The sequence below is a fragment of the Halobacterium sp. KA-6 genome, assembly GCF_021029015.1.
GTDB lineage: Archaea > Halobacteriota > Halobacteria > Halobacteriales > Halobacteriaceae > Halobacterium.
The window spans coordinates 144,159-161,188 of record NZ_JAJJZH010000006.1 but is presented as its reverse complement, the minus strand read 5'-3'; the positions used below and the strand labels follow the sequence as shown (position 1 = coordinate 161,188).

Annotated in this window: 17 protein-coding genes; 2 read left to right on the top strand and 15 right to left on the bottom strand. The window is 69.9% G+C overall.

What is annotated here, in order from left to right; genetic code table 11:
* Position 1: 1 nt before the first annotated feature.
* From LPA46_RS13215 to LPA46_RS13160, 12 genes are all read right to left on the bottom strand, one after another.
* Positions 2-376: a DUF5805 domain-containing protein gene (locus LPA46_RS13215; RefSeq protein WP_230892875.1), complete on the bottom strand. Its 375-nt coding sequence runs from the start codon at positions 374-376 to the stop codon at positions 2-4.
* Positions 377-1,129: 753 nt separating this feature from the next.
* Positions 1,130-1,300, bottom strand: coding sequence for a DUF7838 family putative zinc beta-ribbon protein (locus tag LPA46_RS13210; protein WP_230889153.1), 171 nt, complete (start codon positions 1,298-1,300; stop codon positions 1,130-1,132).
* A 95-nt stretch (positions 1,301-1,395) separates the two neighbouring features.
* Positions 1,396-2,103 (bottom strand): adenosylcobinamide amidohydrolase, encoded by a 708-nt coding sequence (locus tag LPA46_RS13205; RefSeq protein WP_230892874.1) that lies wholly within the window; start codon positions 2,101-2,103, stop codon positions 1,396-1,398.
* A complete protein-coding gene (gene cobD / locus LPA46_RS13200) occupies positions 2,096-3,106 on the bottom strand; it encodes a threonine-phosphate decarboxylase CobD (protein ID WP_230892873.1) in 1,011 nt (336 codons plus the stop codon). Before cobD ends, LPA46_RS13205 begins: the two co-directional genes overlap by 8 nt.
* Complete coding sequence (locus LPA46_RS13195) at positions 3,096-3,674, bottom strand: NTP transferase domain-containing protein (protein ID WP_230892910.1); 579 nt, start codon at positions 3,672-3,674, stop codon at positions 3,096-3,098. Before LPA46_RS13195 ends, cobD begins: the two co-directional genes overlap by 11 nt.
* The gene (gene cobS, locus LPA46_RS13190) at positions 3,674-4,423 is read right to left on the bottom strand and encodes an adenosylcobinamide-GDP ribazoletransferase (RefSeq protein WP_230892872.1); all 750 of its coding nucleotides are present in this window, start codon (positions 4,421-4,423) and stop codon (positions 3,674-3,676) included. The genes LPA46_RS13195 and cobS overlap by 1 nt, the downstream gene beginning before the upstream one ends.
* Positions 4,414-5,319 (bottom strand): adenosylcobinamide-phosphate synthase CbiB, encoded by a 906-nt coding sequence (cbiB, locus tag LPA46_RS13185; protein WP_230892871.1) that lies wholly within the window; start codon positions 5,317-5,319, stop codon positions 4,414-4,416. The genes cobS and cbiB overlap by 10 nt, the downstream gene beginning before the upstream one ends.
* Positions 5,310-5,930, bottom strand: a complete 621-nt coding sequence (locus LPA46_RS13180; protein WP_230892870.1) for an HAD family hydrolase — start codon at positions 5,928-5,930, stop codon at positions 5,310-5,312. The genes cbiB and LPA46_RS13180 overlap by 10 nt, the downstream gene beginning before the upstream one ends.
* Positions 5,931-5,974: 44 nt before the next feature.
* Positions 5,975-7,477 carry a cobyric acid synthase gene (locus LPA46_RS13175; RefSeq protein ID WP_230892869.1) on the bottom strand — a complete coding sequence of 501 codons (1,503 nt, stop codon included), beginning with the start codon at positions 7,475-7,477 and terminating at the stop codon, positions 5,975-5,977.
* Positions 7,477-8,172, bottom strand: coding sequence for a cob(I)yrinic acid a,c-diamide adenosyltransferase (locus LPA46_RS13170; RefSeq protein ID WP_230892868.1), 696 nt, complete (start codon positions 8,170-8,172; stop codon positions 7,477-7,479). Before LPA46_RS13170 ends, LPA46_RS13175 begins: the two co-directional genes overlap by 1 nt.
* Complete coding sequence (locus LPA46_RS13165) at positions 8,169-9,467, bottom strand: cobyrinic acid a,c-diamide synthase (RefSeq protein ID WP_230892867.1); 1,299 nt, start codon at positions 9,465-9,467, stop codon at positions 8,169-8,171. The genes LPA46_RS13170 and LPA46_RS13165 overlap by 4 nt, the downstream gene beginning before the upstream one ends.
* Complete coding sequence (locus LPA46_RS13160) at positions 9,464-10,486, bottom strand: nicotinate-nucleotide--dimethylbenzimidazole phosphoribosyltransferase (RefSeq protein ID WP_230892866.1); 1,023 nt, start codon at positions 10,484-10,486, stop codon at positions 9,464-9,466. Before LPA46_RS13160 ends, LPA46_RS13165 begins: the two co-directional genes overlap by 4 nt.
* 150 nt (positions 10,487-10,636) lie before the next feature.
* Between LPA46_RS13160 and LPA46_RS13155 the strand changes: the two genes are divergently transcribed.
* On the top strand, positions 10,637-11,410 hold the full coding sequence (locus LPA46_RS13155) for a sirohydrochlorin chelatase (protein ID WP_230892865.1): 774 nt from the start codon (positions 10,637-10,639) through the stop codon (positions 11,408-11,410).
* 90 nt (positions 11,411-11,500) lie between these two features.
* Entirely contained in the window at positions 11,501-11,698 is a 198-nt protein-coding gene (locus tag LPA46_RS13150; protein ID WP_230892864.1) for a hypothetical protein, read from the top strand.
* Between the two features lie 3 nt (positions 11,699-11,701).
* Here the strand turns inward: LPA46_RS13150 and LPA46_RS13145 are convergent, their stop codons facing one another.
* From LPA46_RS13145 to cobN, 3 genes are read right to left on the bottom strand one after another with little or no spacing between them, the layout of a single operon-like run.
* Positions 11,702-12,451 (bottom strand): cobalt-precorrin-7 (C(5))-methyltransferase, encoded by a 750-nt coding sequence (locus tag LPA46_RS13145; RefSeq protein ID WP_230892863.1) that lies wholly within the window; start codon positions 12,449-12,451, stop codon positions 11,702-11,704.
* Positions 12,448-13,143: a precorrin-8X methylmutase gene (locus tag LPA46_RS13140; RefSeq protein WP_230892862.1), complete on the bottom strand. Its 696-nt coding sequence runs from the start codon at positions 13,141-13,143 to the stop codon at positions 12,448-12,450. Before LPA46_RS13140 ends, LPA46_RS13145 begins: the two co-directional genes overlap by 4 nt.
* Positions 13,133-17,017, bottom strand: coding sequence for a cobaltochelatase subunit CobN (cobN, locus tag LPA46_RS13135; RefSeq protein ID WP_230892861.1), 3,885 nt, complete (start codon positions 17,015-17,017; stop codon positions 13,133-13,135). The genes LPA46_RS13140 and cobN overlap by 11 nt, the downstream gene beginning before the upstream one ends.
* Between the last annotated feature and the right edge of the window lie 13 nt (positions 17,018-17,030).

Here is a 17,030-nt window from a genome sequence, read left to right as displayed (position 1 = left end):
GTCAGTCTCCCTCCGTGCGGACGACGAGGCCGTCCTGTTGGATGTCGTAGTCGATCTTCCCGGTATCGTCGAGCCGGGAGAGGCAGTCGGTGATGGTCTGCTCGATGTCGCCAGTGATTTCCTGGACGACTGCGTCGCGACTGGCGCCGTCGGCGTCGTCGATGATGTCGACGATGCGCTGTTCGATGACGTCCTCTAGAGTGGTGGCTTCGCCGCCTGGACCCTGGGGGTCGAGGCCGAAATCCCGCCGTCCAGAATTCACCATCGCGCGGACGTAGGCGGACCGGCTGGCGAACCCCATCTGTTCGGCCTCCTCGTCGTAGACGTCGCGCTGGTGCTCGGGGACGGCGACGTTGAGTTTCACGTCCTCGTTCATGTTGTGCTGACTGTCTCGCGATGGGGGGTTAACGGTTTTGGTGTCTATAGACGGATTAGGGAGATAAGCCCGCCATAGGAACCAGGAGAGCGCCCACGCCCCACCCTGTTTTGGCGTTTGTAGCAGGGTTACTGCGGTAAGCAGCCTACAAGAACCATACAATCTGACCCTGTCACGACCGGGTTTTCGCTGTCGAATCGAGACGCCAGCGCGACTTTCTCGGTGCTACGGCAACCTCTCCAGGACGCCCTCGTCGGAGCAGGCCTCAGTGTTTGGTCTCCCCGACCGGGATTTCCGTCGCAAACGTCACTTCTCTCCATCACGGCACAGCGTGCCTCGGAGAACGAGGCCGCAAGGTGGTTCAAACACATCGAGGAGGGCGAAGTCGCTCTCGAGTGCAGGCACTACGACGGCCAGCTCGAGTTCCCGACTACTTCTCCTCTCCCAACTCTTGTCGGCCGTTCTGACGGCGGTGTGTGGCCGCCACATCGGGAAAATAGCACTTCGTGCTGGTACGGGGTTACTGTATCCATCGCCTACTGTAAACCCTATCTCGATGTGACTTCGACCGCCGCAGCAGTCCGAGCTGGACGGTGATTGGCAGCACTCGCTTCACTCAGCGATTCCGGTCACCTGCCTGCGCGTGAAGAGAACGATGCGGAACGCGAACGACGGGAGAATCGAACCGGTATCTCCGGGTGATACCCTCGGGTTCGCGGGTCGAGAAGCGGGCTCCAGAAGCAGCGGTGCTCGTCAGGCGCTGGCGGAGGAGTCGATGTCGCCGTCGATGCGGATGAACCCGTACCCGCACTCGGGGCAGTTCCACTTCGTCTTCTGCCCGAGGTGAATCTGGGTCGCCGCGGCGCGGTAGAACGTCTGTTCCTCGCCGCACTTCGGACACTCGTGGTCGAGTTCGCGAGCCATACTCGGCGTTCGGCGAGCCACCCCATTCAACGTACTGGTTTCCGGGACCGAGACGCCACGAATCAAACTCGTAAACTCTATGCTGCGATACGAAACTACTGGTCGTCGGGAACGAACACGTCGCCCCGTACGTCCGTCTGCACGCCGTGTCTGGCGTCAGCGACGGAGTCCGGTGGCTCGTCGTCACCGTACCGGCTAGTGTAGCTCGCGCGCACCGCGTCCCGGATGCAAGCGCGCGCCGCGGCACCGACGCGCGTGGCGCTCCCGGAGAACGCCGCGCTGTCGCCCGTTGGGTCGCAGGCTGCCACGACTGCGTCCGTCGTCGTCCCGGGGAAACCAACTGTATCGAGCAGCGTCGCAGTCTTCGCTTCGGCGGCGACGGCGACGAGGTTCGCGAGCGCGGCGTCGTTGAGCGCGCGCGTCGTCCCGACGAACACGTTCACCGTCCCCGCGACGACGGGTTCTTCGGGGAGCGTCCCGCCCGCGGGCTCCATCGGGAGCGCCGCCGGGTTCGAGACGCCGACAGTCGCGACGGCTTCGACGGGGCCACAGCGCGCGCCGCGGGCGTGGCGCTGGGCGACGCCAGTGAGCAACACCGGGTCGTCGCTGGTCCGAGAGAATTCCGCGTCCGCGAGCCGGCCATCGGCGTACGCGCTGAGGTCGTCGGGATTCCAGCCCTCGGGGACGGTGACGTTGAACGCACGGTCTGCGTCGACGAGGCCGCCGTCCCAGCCGGTCGAGAGCCAGCGCGTTCGCTCGCGTTCGAGCGCGAGCACGCCGTCCCGCTTCGACGCGTCAAACATCGCCGAGCACCGCCAGTAGCTGGTCGTTCTCCTCGGGCGTGCGGACGGCGACGCGCACGTGGTTGGCGAGCCCGCGGAACGTCGTCGCGTCCCGGATTACGACGCCGCGCGCTTCAGTCTCGGTCAGGACGGTGTCCACGTCGCGGTCGCCGACGTCCAGCAACAGAAACGGCGCGTCCGAATCGTGGACGGTGAAGTCGTCGGCGAGTTCGCGCGACATTCGTCGGCGCTCGCTGGCGACGCGCGCGCGGGTTTCGGCCACGAACTCGTGCTGGCGCATCGCGTGCGCGCCGACGGCTGCTGCGGGCGTACCGAGGTTCCACGCGCGTCGCGCCGTCCGTAGGTCGTCCAGCTGGTTGCCGGTCGCGACGAGGAAGCCCGCGCGGAGCCCGGGCATCCCGAACAGCTTTGTGAGCGAGCGCGCGACGACGACGCCGGGCGTCCCAGACAGCGATTCGGCCTCGGTGAAGCCGAGGAACGCCTCGTCGACGAGCAGTTCCGTGTCGGATGCACGGCATCGCCGTGCGAACTCGCGGAGCGCGTCGGCGTCGTAGCGGTCACCCGTGGGATTGTTCGGATTGCAGACGACGGCCATCGCGTGCTCGCTGGGGTCCGCGTCGAGGACTTCGTCGTGCGGAACGAACGCGGAGTCAGCGCCCTGGAGGTCGACCTCGCGCGCGTACTCGCCGAAACTCGGGTACGGGACGAGTACGCTGTCGCCGGGTTCGACGCGCGTCTCGATGGCGAGCCGAATCCCGGCGAGTCCGCCCGGCGTCGGGACGACGCGGTCGGGCGCGCAGTCAGTATATTCCGCCGCAGCCGCCCGGAACTCCGGATAGCCGTCGTTCGGGTAGCGCGCGGCGTCGTCGAGCGCGGCCTCGTACACCTCGCGCACGCCGGGCGGCGTCCGGGGGTTGACGTTCGCGGAGAAGTCCAGCACGTCGGGGTCGTCGCTGCCGCCGTGGGGCACGCGGCCGGCGTTGCGAACGGCGTCAGGGTCCATCGTCTCCCTCCACGTTCCCGCCGGGTTTTGATGCGTCGGTCCGCGGCGCGAGCAGCCGTTCGGCGAGCGCGGCGTCCGACCGGTGGTTGACGTTCACCGCGAGCCGCGCGTCGTAGCTCCGGAACACCGAATCCTCGTCGTCCGCGACGACGTTCACGCCCGTCGGAACCCACTCGCCTTCCTCGTCCGTGCTCGCGCCGAGCGCGTCCTTCAGCGCGGCCGGGACGCGCACGCTCGTGGAGCCGTCGGCCGCGTCCAGTACGGTGTTCACGACCTCGCCGTCGAGCAGCGGGAGGTCCGCGGCGACGGTCAAAACGGGCGTCTCTACGGCATCGAGCGCGGTCGTCAAGTCCGCAACGTAGCCTTCGCCCGCCGTCTCGATGACAGGAATCTCTCCCTGGAGATGCGCGTGTGTCTCGGGAGCATTGGGGGAGACGACGGCGTACGTGGCGTCGACGCGGCTCTCGGCAAGTGCGTCGCGCACGTAGTCGACCATCGGCCTGCTCGAAATCTCGAACAGCGGCTTCTCGACGTCGCTGTCGAGGCGCGTCCCGCGGCCACCGCACATCAGTAGAGCGTCCACACGACCACCCCCAAATGGAGGCCGACGACGCGGCCGACCTCGTTGACCGCGCCGAAGACGTCACCGTTCACGCCGTCCAGCAGCGATTCGAGCCGCCAGAGCACGAGCAATCCGGCGAGAGCAGCGCCGACTATTGCGACCGCAGCTGCCGGCGTCGGCCACGAGAGCACGACGGCGGGGATTGCGACGAGGACGGCGGGGAGCAAGTCTCGGCTATTCGCGCGCTCCGTGAATTGCGAGCCCAGTCCCTCGTGCGCGGCGGTCCCGAGACAGGCCACGGCTGCCATCCCAACTTTTGCGCCGATTTCCGTAGCGACGACGACTGCAATCGCGGCGCGGGTCGGTAGCCCTGCAACGCCGAGCGCGCCGAGCGCGAGGCCGGCGACTGCGACTGCGATAGCTGCAACCGCTCCGACGCCGACCGTCGTGTCCTTGAGCACGCGTGTGCGCTCCTCACTGTCGCCGTGGACGACCAGCGCGTCGCCGACGTCCGCGACGCCGTCGAGGTGGTTGATGCCGGTGACGACGAGGACAGCTGCGAGGTACGCGAGCGCGACGGTTCCGGGTGGAAGCGCGTCGAACACGAACGGAACCGCGAGCAGCGCGCCGACGACGTAGCCCGCCAGCGGGAACGCCCAAGGTGATTCGCGGAACGCCGCCCACGCACGCTCGCTGTGGCCGACGCGGAGCCGCGTCAGGAACCCGAGCGCGCCACGGAGCACGGTCACGACCACGCGACCACCCCCGCGGCGAGCGCGTACGAGAGCACGCCAGCGACGCCGACGACGCGGACGCCGCGCTCGCTCTCGGCGACGGTCGGGAACTCCTCGCCGAGCGGCAGGTCGTAGACGCCCGGCTTTTCGAGACGGACGCCGAGCACCGCGGCGAGCGTCGCCATCGGCCACCCGGAGTTCGGGGACGGTGACGCGTCGGCGTGCTCGCGGGCGCAGGTCAGCGAACCCAGGTCCAGTCCGGCGACCGCGACGAACACCGCGCTCAGGCGCGCGGGCAGCCACATCACGACGTCGTCGAGGCGCGCGCTCGCGGTTCCGACCGGCTTCGAGCGGTAGCCGAGCATCGAGTCGAGCGTGTTCACGGCTTTCACCCAGGCTGCCGCGCCCGCCGCGACTGGCAGCGAGACGAGCGCGCCGACCGCAAACGTGAGCAGCGGCGCGACGAGGCCGTCCGCGAGATTCTCCGCGGCGCTCTCGACGGCCGCGCTCCGCACTTCGCCTGCGGAGAGCTTGCTCGCATCACGCCCAGCGAGCGACTCGAGACGTTCGCGCGCGGCATCCAGATCGCTATCGGTCGCCGTGACGACGGCGCGTGCCTCGCCCAGCAGCATTCGCAGACTGGTCGTCGTGAACAGGACGAGCCCTGCGATAGCGGCGGCGAGCAGCGCATCCACGCGCCCCGCCAACACGACCAACGAGGCAACGAGAGCGGCGGCCGCCAGCGGAAGCACGAGGGCGACGAGCGCGCCGACGACGTTGGGATGCGCCCACTCGCGGTCAAACGGTGCGATAACGCGCCCGAGCCACGCGACGGGGTGGACGCTCGCGGGTGGTTCCGCGAGCACGACTTCGAGCGCGAACGCGAACCCGACCGCCGCGACCGCAGTCAGCGACACGCTCCCCCCTCCAGTTCCGCCGGAACCGCACGGAGCGGCGTCTCGCCGAGGATAATCGCCCGCCCGCCGACGTCTTCGACGCCGCCGTCCGTCGCGGGGTCGTCGCCAACGTGGACGAGCGACTCGGGCTCTGTGCGGAGGACGTCCGCGACCGCCGCGAACGCTCGCTGGTCGGGCTTCCGCCAGCCGCAGCCGACGCTCGTGACGACAGTTTCGACGTTTAGGTCGACGCGGTCGAGCGCGCATTCGACGAGGCCGGGGACGCTGCAGTTCGAGAGCACGGCGACCGGTCCGCGTTCGCGTGCGGCGTCGAGCGCTTCCCGCGCGCCGTCCCGCACTTCGACGGGTCGGGCGAACGCGGCGAGCGTCGCTGCGCGGACGACGTCTGCATCGGCGTCGACGCCGCGGCTCTCCAGGGCGGCCGCGACGTGGTCCGGGAGCGGCTGTTCGGCACCCTCGGGCACCGACTCGTGAGGCTCCCGGTAGGCGTCCGTCCAGTCCTCGGGGGCGGAAACGCCGCGCGTTGCGAGCGCGTCCGCGACGGCGTTCGCGGGGCGCTCGGGACGCTCGGCGGCGACCAGCGTCCCGAAGAAGTCGAACGTCGTAGGCACTGTGCTTTACTTACTGCAAGTGAACTTGAATCGCTCGGTGAGCGCTACGGCGGGAGGTCCAGCGCGGCGAGGTCGACGTGCTCGCGCACGAGGGCGGCGGCCGCGTCGTACGGCGACTGCTGGTCTCTGGCCGCACTCGGCCGCTCACACCCCGCGTGCTCGTACACGGCGTCGACGAACGCCGCCCGCGCGCTCTCGTTCTCGAAGAGTCCGTGGAGATACGTGCCGAGCACGCGCTCGCTCGCGGCGCTCGTCGGCCCGACTGGGTTCGGCAGCGCCTCGGGGACCTCGGTCCGGCCCATGTGAATCTCGTAGCCCGACACCTCACCCGTCACGCCCGCGAGCGGACCCGCGCCGGCCAGCGTTCGAGTGACCGCTTCGACGCGTTTGTCCTCGCGGAACGTCGTCTCGACGGGGAGTAGTCCGAAGCCCGCGACAGCATCGAGGTCGTCGGTAGACTCGACGCCCGCGTTCACGATGCGCTCGCCGAGCAACTGGTAGCCGCCACAGAGCCCGACGACCGGACCATCGAAGTCCGCGAGCGCGTCGCCGAACCCGGCCGCACGGAGGTCGCGGAGGTCGTCGACGGTGTTCTTCGTGCCCGGGAGCACGACCGCATCCGCGTCGTCGAGCCCGGTTTCGGGCGGCACGTACGCGACGCGGACGCCGGGGACGCGCGCGAGTGGTTCGAGGTCGGTGAAGTTCGAGATGCGCGGCAGGCGCGGGACCGCGACCGTGACGGCGTGTTCGGCGGGCACCTCGTCGTCGCCCAACAGTACGCGCTCGTCGCCGTCGGGGAGCGAGAGGCTGTCCTCCGCGGGGAGCCCGGGGTCGTCGTACGGGAGCACGCCCAAGATTGGGACGCCAGTTCGCTCCTCGATTTCTTCGATGCCGGCGTCGAGGAGCGTGGGGTCGCCGCGGAACTTCGTGATTATCGCGCCAACCACGCGCTCGCGGACGTCCGCGGGGAGCAGTTCCAACGTGCCGTAGAGACTGGCGAACGCGCCGCCGCGCTCGATGTCCACGACGACGAGCACGTCCGAGTCGGCGAATCTCGTCGTTTCGACGTTCGCGAGGTCGCGGTCGTGGAGATTGACCTCCGCGATGCTGCCCGCGCCCTCCGCGACGATTACGTCGTGTTCAGCGGCGAGACGCGCGTGGGCCGCTTCGGCGGTTTCGCGCGCCTCGTCCCAGTGCTCGTCGTAGTAGTCGCCGGCGGCGTAGTGGCCGACTGCCTGGCCGTCGAGGACGAGTTGACTCTCGGCGTCCCCGCGCGGCTTCAGAAGGACTGGGTTGTGGTCCGTGGTCGCGGGGACGCGCGCTGCTCGTGCCTGCACGTACTGGGAGACGCCGATTTCGCCCCACGCGGCCTCGGGTGCGGCGTCTGATGCAGGGACGGCGCGCGCGTTGTTGCTCATGTTCTGGCCCTTGAACGGCGCGACCGACACGCCCGCGTCGGCGAGGTGGCGACAGAGCCCGGCCGCAACGGTGCTCTTCCCGACGTGGGAGGCGGTCCCCGCGACGAGCAGCGTCGGGGCGTCGGCCATCAGTACTCAGTGCCCTTGCGGGCGCGCTGGCCCGCGTCGATTGGGTGGGTCTGCTTGCGGACTTCGGTCACGAGGTCCGCGCGCTCGGTAGCGTAGGCGGGTTCGTCGTGGCCGCCCGTCAGCACGAGTTCGAGGTTCGTGGGCTTGTCCTCGATTAGTCCGATTACGTCCTCGGGGTCGACGAGCCCACGGTTCGCGGCGTATAGAATCTCGTCCAGAATTAGCATGTGGACGCCGTCGTCGGCCGGCCCATCGAGCGGGAGTTCACCGTCCGCGTCGCGGGCGGCGTCGACGAGGTCGCGGGCGCGGGAGAGCCCACCCTGCGCGCGTGCTCGGTGCTCGTCGTCATCGCTGCCGTCGAGGAAGCCGTGCCAGCCGTAGTTTCCGGAGTTCTCGTACGTGAACCCTGGCACCTCCGCGATGGCGTTGTACTCGCCGCGGACGTCCTCGACGCTGGCGGTGCCGCCCTTCATGAATTGGAGGAGGTGGACGCGGTGGCCGTGGCCGGCCGCCCGGAACCCCATCCCGAGCGCCGCGGTGGTCTTGCCCTTGCCGTCGCCCCACCAGACCTGCACGAGGCCGAACTCCTCGGGCGCGGTCGGCGTAATTTCGCGCGCTGTCGGCGTTCGTCCCTTGCCGGGTGTTCGTGCGTGCTGGTCGGCCTGCTCGTCAGTCGCGTCTGATTCGTCGGTCATAGGTTCTCGATGAATGCGTCGAACGCGCCGCTGTCGGCGTGTACGTGGGCGTACGTGCCCAGCGTCTGGTACTCGGTCAGTCCGTCGTGCTCGTCCGTGATGCCCGTCCCGCGCTCGACGTCGAACGCGAACCGCGCGTCGCTCGCGACCGTCGCTTCGGAGTAGTGGAACTCGTGACCGCGAAGCGTCTCGCCTGCGCTCGCAGTGAGCGCGTCGTCCCGAGCGCGGAGTTCCACGTGGTCGAGCGCCTGATAGCGCTCCCGCATCGTCACGTCCGCGGGGAGCACGCCCGCCATCTCGTACGTCTCGCCGTCCGTCGTCGTCAGCGACTCCGCGAGCGCCATCAGGCCGCCGCACTCGCCGAGCACGGGGAGGCCGTCCGCCGCCTGCTCGGAGAGCGAATCGAGCGCAGGAGACTCGGCGAGCGCCTCGGCGTGGAGTTCGGGATACCCGCCGGGTAGGTAAACGCCGTCGCACTCCGGCAAGTCGTCGCCCGCGACCGGCGAGAACGGTACCACCTCAGCACGCTCGCGGATGCGCTCCCGGGTCACCGGATACTCGAAGCAGAACGCCGCGTCGGAAGCCACGGCGACGCGTTTGCCGCTCTCTGGTTTCGACTCCACGGGTTCGGGTTGCGGTGGTTCGCGCGCGAGTTCGACTATCTGTTCGGCGTCGACGTGCTCGGCTGCCGCGTCGACCGCATCGGGGTCGACGGGCGCTTCGTCGCCCATGTGGAGGCCGAGGTGGCGGTCCGGGATGTCGAGGTTCTCCGTCGGCGGGATGCGGCCGAGGTACGCGAGGCCGTCGGGGAGCGCGTCCCGGATGCCGTCGGCGTGGCGGCCGCCGTGCGCGCGCTGGGCGAGCACGCCGACGACGTCCACGTCGTAGCCGGCTTCGGCGGCGTACTCGCGGAACCCGAGCGCCGTCGCGCCGACGCTCTGCATCCCCGCGCTCGCGTCCACGACGAGCACGACCGGGAGGTCGAGGACTTCGGCGACGGTCGCGGTGCTGGCGACGCTGCCGTCGTAGAGGCCCATCATCCCCTCGACGACGCAGACGTCGCCGTCGCCGCGGTAGTAGTTCCGGCGCACGCCCTCGTCGCCGGAGAGCCACGGGTCCAGCGAACGCGAGGGCTTGCCCGCGAGTGGCTCGTGGTGGCTCGGGTCGATGAAGTCCGGGCCGGCCTTCGCCGGTTGCGGGTCGTAGCCCGCGATTTCGAGCGCGCGCAGGACCGCCAGCGTCGCGACGGTCTTCCCGACGCCGGAGGCCGTGCCGCCGAGGACGACGCCCCTCACGGCGCGGCCTCCCGCTCGGTGACACGGTCGTATACCGTTGCGATTGCGTCCCGGACCGAGTCCATGCCGACGCCCGCCTCGTCGGCGAGCGCGAGCGCGCCGCCCATCCCGACGCCCTCCTTGGCTTCGCCAGCGAGGTACGCGGCCATCGCGGGGTGGTCGTCGCGTCGCTCGAAGCCGGGGTCGGTGACGGTGAGCGCGAGGTCGTTGTCGGCGGCGAGTGTACGGATGTCTGCGGAGTCATCGGCCGCGACGAACGACGTGGTCGCGAGTTCGAGGGCGTCCGTGATACCAGCGTGTCGGACGAGCGCGCCCGCGGTGGCGAGTTGGGTGCCGCCCGCGAGCACGACCTCGGTGTCGGCTTCGAGCGCACCGACCGCGAGACCGGCGACGGCGGCGAGCACGGGGTCGCCCATCTGCCGGACGGCTTCTGTGGGTTGGCCGGCGAGGTCGCCGCGGTCGAGGCCGCTGGCGTCAAGGCCCGCGTCGACGACCTCGCGTTTGAGTTCGAGGGGGTTCTCGGGGAGCGACGAGGAGACCGCGCGGCGCTCACCGAGCGCGGCGAGGACGCCCATCGCGGTGGTGGTGCCGCCGGGAATCGTCTCCGCGAGCACCAGACGCTCCGTGGGGAGGTTGGCGCCGAAGCGCCGCGCGTCCGCGAAAATCGAGCCGGCGTCGGGGACGGGTTCGGGGTCGCGCACGTCGCCGCCGCGCGCCGCGCCCACATCGACGGTGGGTGTGCCTGTGGGTTCCGCGAGGCCGGCGTCGACGACCACGCTCTCGAAGTCGACGCGCTCGCGGACGGCGCGCGTGACGACCGCGGGCGTCGGGCAGCCGGAGGGGCTGACGGGGACGACCGGCGCGCGCACGGGCCGGCCGTACGCGAGGATTTCGACGTCCGCGCTGGGCGTGTGCGCCATCAGCGCGGGGTCCGCGCCGGCAGCGCTGATGCCGTCGATGGCCGCCGTCTCGGTGGCACCGGCCACGAGCGCGAACAGCGTCTCGGGCGTGTCAGTCACGTTCCCCGAGAGAACACAAGCGAACTTTAATTCAGCGGTCGGGTTCGTCAGCGATGGCTTCGTTCGGAACGGCCAGCGCAAACTATTAGGGGAGCGCGCCCGCGACGTTATGCAACCCCAGTTGGATTAGAACAATCCAACTTTACTACCATGACACGCGACGCTCTCGTCCTGCTCGGCCGGGACACGCCCCACGCCCGCGAAACGCTCGCCATCCACGCCAGCCGCCTGCGCGACCGCGGCGTCGCGGACGCGGTCCACGCCTGCCACTTCCGCCACGAGCCGCGGCGGGACCTGCGTGACCAGCTCGCGGCCGTCGACGCCGACCGCGCGTTCGCCGTCCCGATGACGGCCGCGCACGGCCGCGAAACGACTGTCGGCGTCCCCGCCGCGCTCGACCGCCTCGACGCCGCCGTCCACTACTGCGAACCGGTCTGTCGCAGTCCCGTGGTCACCGACGCGCTCCGCGACCGCGCCGTCGACGCCGCCGACGGCACCCCGGACGCGCTCGGTCTCGTCGCGCTCGGCGCGAGTTCCCGGCCCTACCACCGGCAGGTCGCGGAGTACCACGCTGCCCGCCTGCGCGCGAACGGCGACTACGACGACGTCGCCACCAGCTACCTCGTCCAGAACCCCGCCGCGGAGTGCCTGCGCTACAACCTCGACGCCGACGACGCGGTCGCCGTCCCGCTGTTCGTCGCCGGCGGCGACGCCACCGACCGCGACATCCCCGACCGCCTCGAACTCGACCGCGGCGGCCTCGCGTACGCCGACCCGCTCGGTGCTCATCCGCGCCTGACGGACGCCGTCGAAGCCCAACTTGCCCAGCAACGCGTGCTCGCCAGCCACGACGCCGGCACGACGTTCGAGGCGTCGCTGACCGCCGACGCTGCCGCGTTCGCCGCCGACGGCGACGGCCGGTAGCAAGCGGCTTCCGCTCGAATTACGGACCGTCCGAGAATCGTTCGTGGCCCCTGCGGTAACTATTATATCGCTTCTCCCGATACTCGGCCTGTGTCCGACTACTCGCCCCCGTCCCTCCCTCGCTCGTGGACCGTCGCCATCGTCGCCCTCCTCGTGGCCGTGTTCGCGTACTCGGTGCTGATTGCTCACCAGCCGCTGCTCGGCTTGCTCCCCGCGCTCGTCGTCGGCGTCGGCTACTTCGCGTGGCGGCTGCTCGCCGCGCTCGAAGCGATTGCCGGCCGGGACTGACGGCTACGCCCGCCGGACGGCCAGCACCGACAAATCAGAGAACGGCGTCTCCTCGCCGGCGTGCTCGGCGAGGTCGCCGAGCGTCGTCCGCGTAATCGTCTCGTCGTCGTGCGTGAGCCGCTCGAGCACGAGCGCCCGCAAGTCGGGAGCCGCGCCCGCATCCAGCAGGTCCGCGGCGACGTCCCCGGGCATCAGGTCGAACGGCCTCGGCAGCACGAGCAGGTGGCGCTCGCCGACGGCCTCGCGGAGTCGTGCGAGGTCGGGCGCGAGGTCGCCGCTCTTGTGCAGCGTGACGAACTCGGTGTCCTCCATCGGCGTACGTGCACGGCTCGCCGCCATCTGGAGCGACGAGATGCCCGGAATCACTCGCACGGGCACCTTTACCGCGCGCTCGACCTTCCCGAGGAACTGGTAGCCCGAGTGGTTCGGGTCGCCCATCAGCACCGCCGTCCCGCGCTCGCCGGCCGCGACGCGCTCCGCGAACGCCGCCAGCGTTTCCTCTTCGTCGCGGTAGCCACACGTCAGCAGGTCGGCGTCCGTGTGGTCCGCGACGAAGTCCACGACCGTCTCGAACCCGACGACGACGTCGGCTTCGCGTATCGCACGCTCGCCGCGCGGCGTCAGGAACTCGGGGTTCCCGGGGCCGACGCCGACCGCGTGCACGACGGCTCCGTTCTCGCGGGCCGGTTCCGGGTCGCTGGCCGCGAACGCCGCCGGGTCCGGCCCCGCGTCGAGGTCGTAGTCGTCGCTCACTGTTCGAGGTCGAGGTCTCCGTCGCGGGCGTCGCTGGCGACGTGCACCAGTTCGTTCGTCAGGCCGGCGGCGAGCCCGCTGCCGCCGCGCCGCCCGACGTTCGTAATCGCGGGCACGCTGTGCTCGCCGGCGGCCTCGCGGAGGCGCTGTCGGCTCTCCGCGGCCTTCACGAAGCCGACGGGCGTCGCGACGACGACCGCGGGCCGGGTGCCGTCCTCGATGCAGTCCGCAAGCGCGAGCGCCGCCGTCGGCGCGTTCCCGACCACGGCTATCGCGCCGTCGTAGACGCCCTCCTTGTCGAGTTCGAGCACGGAGGCGGCGGTGCGGGTCATCCCCGTCTCGGCCGCCAATTCGGCGCCGTTCCCGATTGCCTTCCGCACCGCGCAGTCGTGGCCGCGGCCCGTGATACCCGCCTTCACCATCGTGATGTCCGTCACGATGGGGGCCTCGTCGAGCACCGCGCGCGCTCCGGCGCGGACCGGCTCGGAGTCGTCGCTCCCCGTGAACCGCACGAGGTGCTGGAACTCGGGGTCGCCGGTCGCGTGCACGGACTTCTGGCGCACGCGGTCCGCGAGCGTCTCGTCGGGCACGAGTTCGCGTACGCGGTCCATGCTCGTCTCCGCGATGTCCATCGCGTTCTCCGTCGTCGCGCCGAGGTCCGCATACGACTCGAAGTCGCCGTCAGTCGTCATCCGAGGACACCTCCGCGCTCGCAGCAGGGGACTCGCTGGCTTTGGCTTCGAGGTCGCCCTCCACCTGGAGGTTCAGGTCGCGCAGGCGCTCGGCGGTCTCGTCGTCGGCGTCCCAGAGCCCGCGCTCGATGGCCTCCAGGAGCGTGTCCGTGATGGAGTCTAGCGCCCACGGGTTCACGTCCCGCAGCCACTCCTGTCGGTCCTCGTTGAAGGCGTACTGCTCGGCGACGTCTTCCCAGAGACGGTCGGAGACGACGCCCGTCGTGGCGTCCCACCCGAGTGTCACGTCGACCGTCGACGAGAGGTCGCCTGCGCCCTTGTAGCCGTGCTCCTCCATCGAGTCCAGCCACTCGGGATTGAGCACGCGAGCGCGCATCGCCTTCCGGACCTTCTCCTCGTTCGTGTAGACGTCCACGTTGTCGGGGTCGCTGGAGTCCCCCACGTAAGAGGCGGGCTCCTCGCCGGACTCCTCCGCGACGGCAGTGATGAACCCACCGTGGAACGCGTACCAGTCCGAGGAGTCGAACTCGTCTTGCTCCATCGTATCCTCGATTTTCGCGGTGGCGTCGACGTTCCCGAGGCGGCGCTCGAAGGCGTCGTGGGCTTCCGAGACGCGGCCCCGCGACCCCATCGCGTAGCCGCCCCACTGGACGTACACGTCCGCGAGGTCCGAGCGGTCCTCCCACTCGCCCTCGTCGACGGCCTTGTTCGTCCCCGCACCGTAGCCGCCCGGCCGGGTCGTGAACACGCGGTGCTTGGCCGCTTGCTCGGGGTTCTCGACGCCCTCCGCTTCGAGTTCCGCGGCGTCCGCCTCGACGTGCTTCTTCACGTAGTTCTGGTCGTGGGACTCGTCGAGGTCCACGACCGCCTCGACGGCGTCGTGAATCACGCCCGCCGCCTGCGGGAACGCGTCCCGGAACAGCCCGGAGACGCGCGTCGTCACGTCGATTCGGGGGCGGCCGAGTTCCTCCAGCGGAATCGGCTCCACGCTGTCGACGCGGCCGGCGTCGGTCCACACCGGCCGGACGCCCATCAGACCGAGCACCTGCGCGATGGTCTCCCCGCGCGTCCGCACGGTCGGCGTCCCCCACGCGACGACCCCGACCTCCTCGGGGTACTCGCCTTCGTCTTCTCTGTGGCGCTGGGCGATGCCGTCTGCGACTTCCTTCCCCACGTCCCAGGCGGTCTTCGCGGGCACCTTCCGCGGGTCCAGCGTGTAGAAGTTCCGGCCCGTCGGCAGCAGGTCGACGCCGCCCCGCGTGGGTGCGCCGCTCCCGCCCGGTTCGACGTACTCGCCGTTCAGCGCGTCCGCCGTCTGGGGAATCTCGGTCTCCGCGCCGAACACTCGCGGCGCGGCCTCCTCGCAGATGAACTCCAGTACGTCGCGGAGGTCGTCGTGCGCGCCCGACTTTGCCCGCGCGTCGCCGATGGTGTCGATGTCCACGACGAGCAGATTCATGTTCACCTCGTCGTCGGCTTCGCCTTTGACGTTCGACGCGGGCACGTCGAAGTCCTCGGCGGCCAGCGTCTCCACGAGGTCGACGCTCGTCTCGTACACCGCGTCGGCGGCCTCCGCGTACGTCATTCCCAACTCGTCGCTGTACTCGCCCGGGGATTCGAGCATCGTCTCGTAGTCCACGCCGAGCACGCCCGCGACGCTCTCGCGGAGCGACGGCGCGCCCGGGTTCTCGAGGCGCGTGAGCGCCACCAGGTACTCCACGAGCCGGTCGTCTTCCGGGGGTTCGCCCATCGTGTGGAGCCCCAGCCGAATCTGGGTGGTCTTCACGTCCGTCACATACTCGTGGACGCGCTCGACCAGTTCCTCGATGCCGATGTCATCGCCCGATACGCTACCTTCTGCCAGCGACGTGCCTGCTTCGTCGGGACCGCGAACGTCCGCCTGCTCCGAAATCTCGCCCGCAATCCCGAGTTCGACCGCGAGGTCGAGGTCGTCGACGTGCTCGCGGATGCGGTCGGCGAGGTGGTCTTCGGCGTCCGCGCCGGTGCCCGTGCCGGCTTCCCGGTAGCGCGACGCCAGTTCTTCGAGTTCCGCGAGTTCGTCGTACGTGCCCGCGTTGCTCATCACGGGCGTGAGGTAGTCCACGACCGCGGCGTACGATCGGCGCTTGGCCTGCGTGCCCTCGCCGGGGTTGTTGACGATGTACGGGTAGACGTTCGGGAGGTCGCCGAGCAGCGCGTCCGGCGCGCTCGCCGAGTCGAGGCCGACAGTCTTCCCGGGTAGCCACTCCAGACTCCCGTGCGTGCCGAGGTGGACGACTGCGTCCGCGTCGAAGTCCTCGCGTAGCCACGCATAGAATGCGTAGTAGTCGTGGGGCGGCTGGAGGTCGCTGTCGTGGTAGACCTTCTGTGGGTCCATCCCGAACCCGCGCGGCGGCTGGACGGTCACGAGCACGTTCCCGTACTCGACGCCCGGAATCGCGAACGGGCGCTCGGGCCGCTCGCCCCACTCCGCGACCACGTTCTCGCGGAACTCGGAGTCGGCGTCTGCCCACCACTCGGCGTACTCGTCGGTCGAAACTACGTCGACGCTGTGTTCACGGACGTCCTCGGGCGCGACCCAGCGGTCATCCAGCGTGAGCTGGCTCGTCAACTGCTCGATGAGCGCCTGTCCCTCCGGTGGGCTCGCTCCACCCAATTCGTACCCGCGTGCGTCCAGTTCGTCGAGCAGATTGACCGTGCTCTTGGGCGTGTCAAGGCCGAACGCGGTGCCGATGCCGTCGTCGCTGGGCGGGTAGTTGTGGAGCACGACGGCGACGCGCTTCTCGTCGTTGTCGAGGTGGCGCAGGCGCGCCCAGTTCACCGCGAGGCTGGCGGCGTGGTCGACGCGGTCCTCGATGGGGAAGTGCTGCTTGGGAGCGGTGCCGATGTCCGCGTCGTCGTCGGTGCGCTCCTTCCCCGAAATCGGATGCGTGATGACGTTGCCGTCGAACTCTGGGAGTGCGACCGAGAGCGCGAGTTCGAACCCCATCACGCCCGTGTCCGCAGACTCGTAGCGAGAGCGCGAGCGCATCGTCGTGACGGTCTGGAGCACGGGGACGCCGAGGCGGTCGAGGAAGATGTCCTCCGCGGAGTCGCCCTCGTCGGAGGCCGAGCGGCCGCGCTCGTCCATCGACAGCGAGAACATGAACGAGGAGAGCACGGCGTCGACGACCGGCTTGCCATCCTCCAAGAGCCACTCGTCGGTCACCCACTCCGCGTCCTGTTGCTCGTCCGTGTCGGTCGCGGGGTTGCAGAAGATGGGGAGCGCGTTCGCGCCCTGCTCCTCTAACGCTCGGACGACGCTGTCGACGTAGCGCGTGTTCTCGTGCGTCCAGTGGGACTCGTAGAACCAGACCGCGACGGTCGGCGTGTCGGGATCGAAGGTCCCGCGGAGTTCGTCGTACGCGACGCCCGGGTGGTCGGGGTGATAGACGCCCTCCGTGGGGAGCGCGACGGGGTCATCGTACGCGCGGTCGGCCGGCGAGTAGCGGTCGACGAGGTAGCGCAGGCAGTTGGCAACGTTCGCTGTGCCACCTCGGTCGAGGTACTCGTAGACGGTGTCGCGGTCCTCCGCGGCGATAGTGGTGTCTTCGACGGCGTAGGCGTCGCCCGTGGACTTGACGACGAGCGGGACGCCCTCGTCGGCGAGCCGTCGGGTCGCGCGGTCGTAGCCGGGCATGCTGTCCTCGGCACCGTGTAGCCAGAACACGGCGGCGTCGGCGTCCGCGGCGGCGTCGACGAACGCCTCGACGTCGGTGTCGTCGTCGAGGTCGCTCTCCGAGCGCGCGAGGAGGTCGGCCTCGACGCGCTCGGCGGCCGCCTGGATGGAGCCGAGTTCGTTCTCGGTCGCGGTGTAGAGTGCAATCTCAGGCATAAGTCTGTTAAAC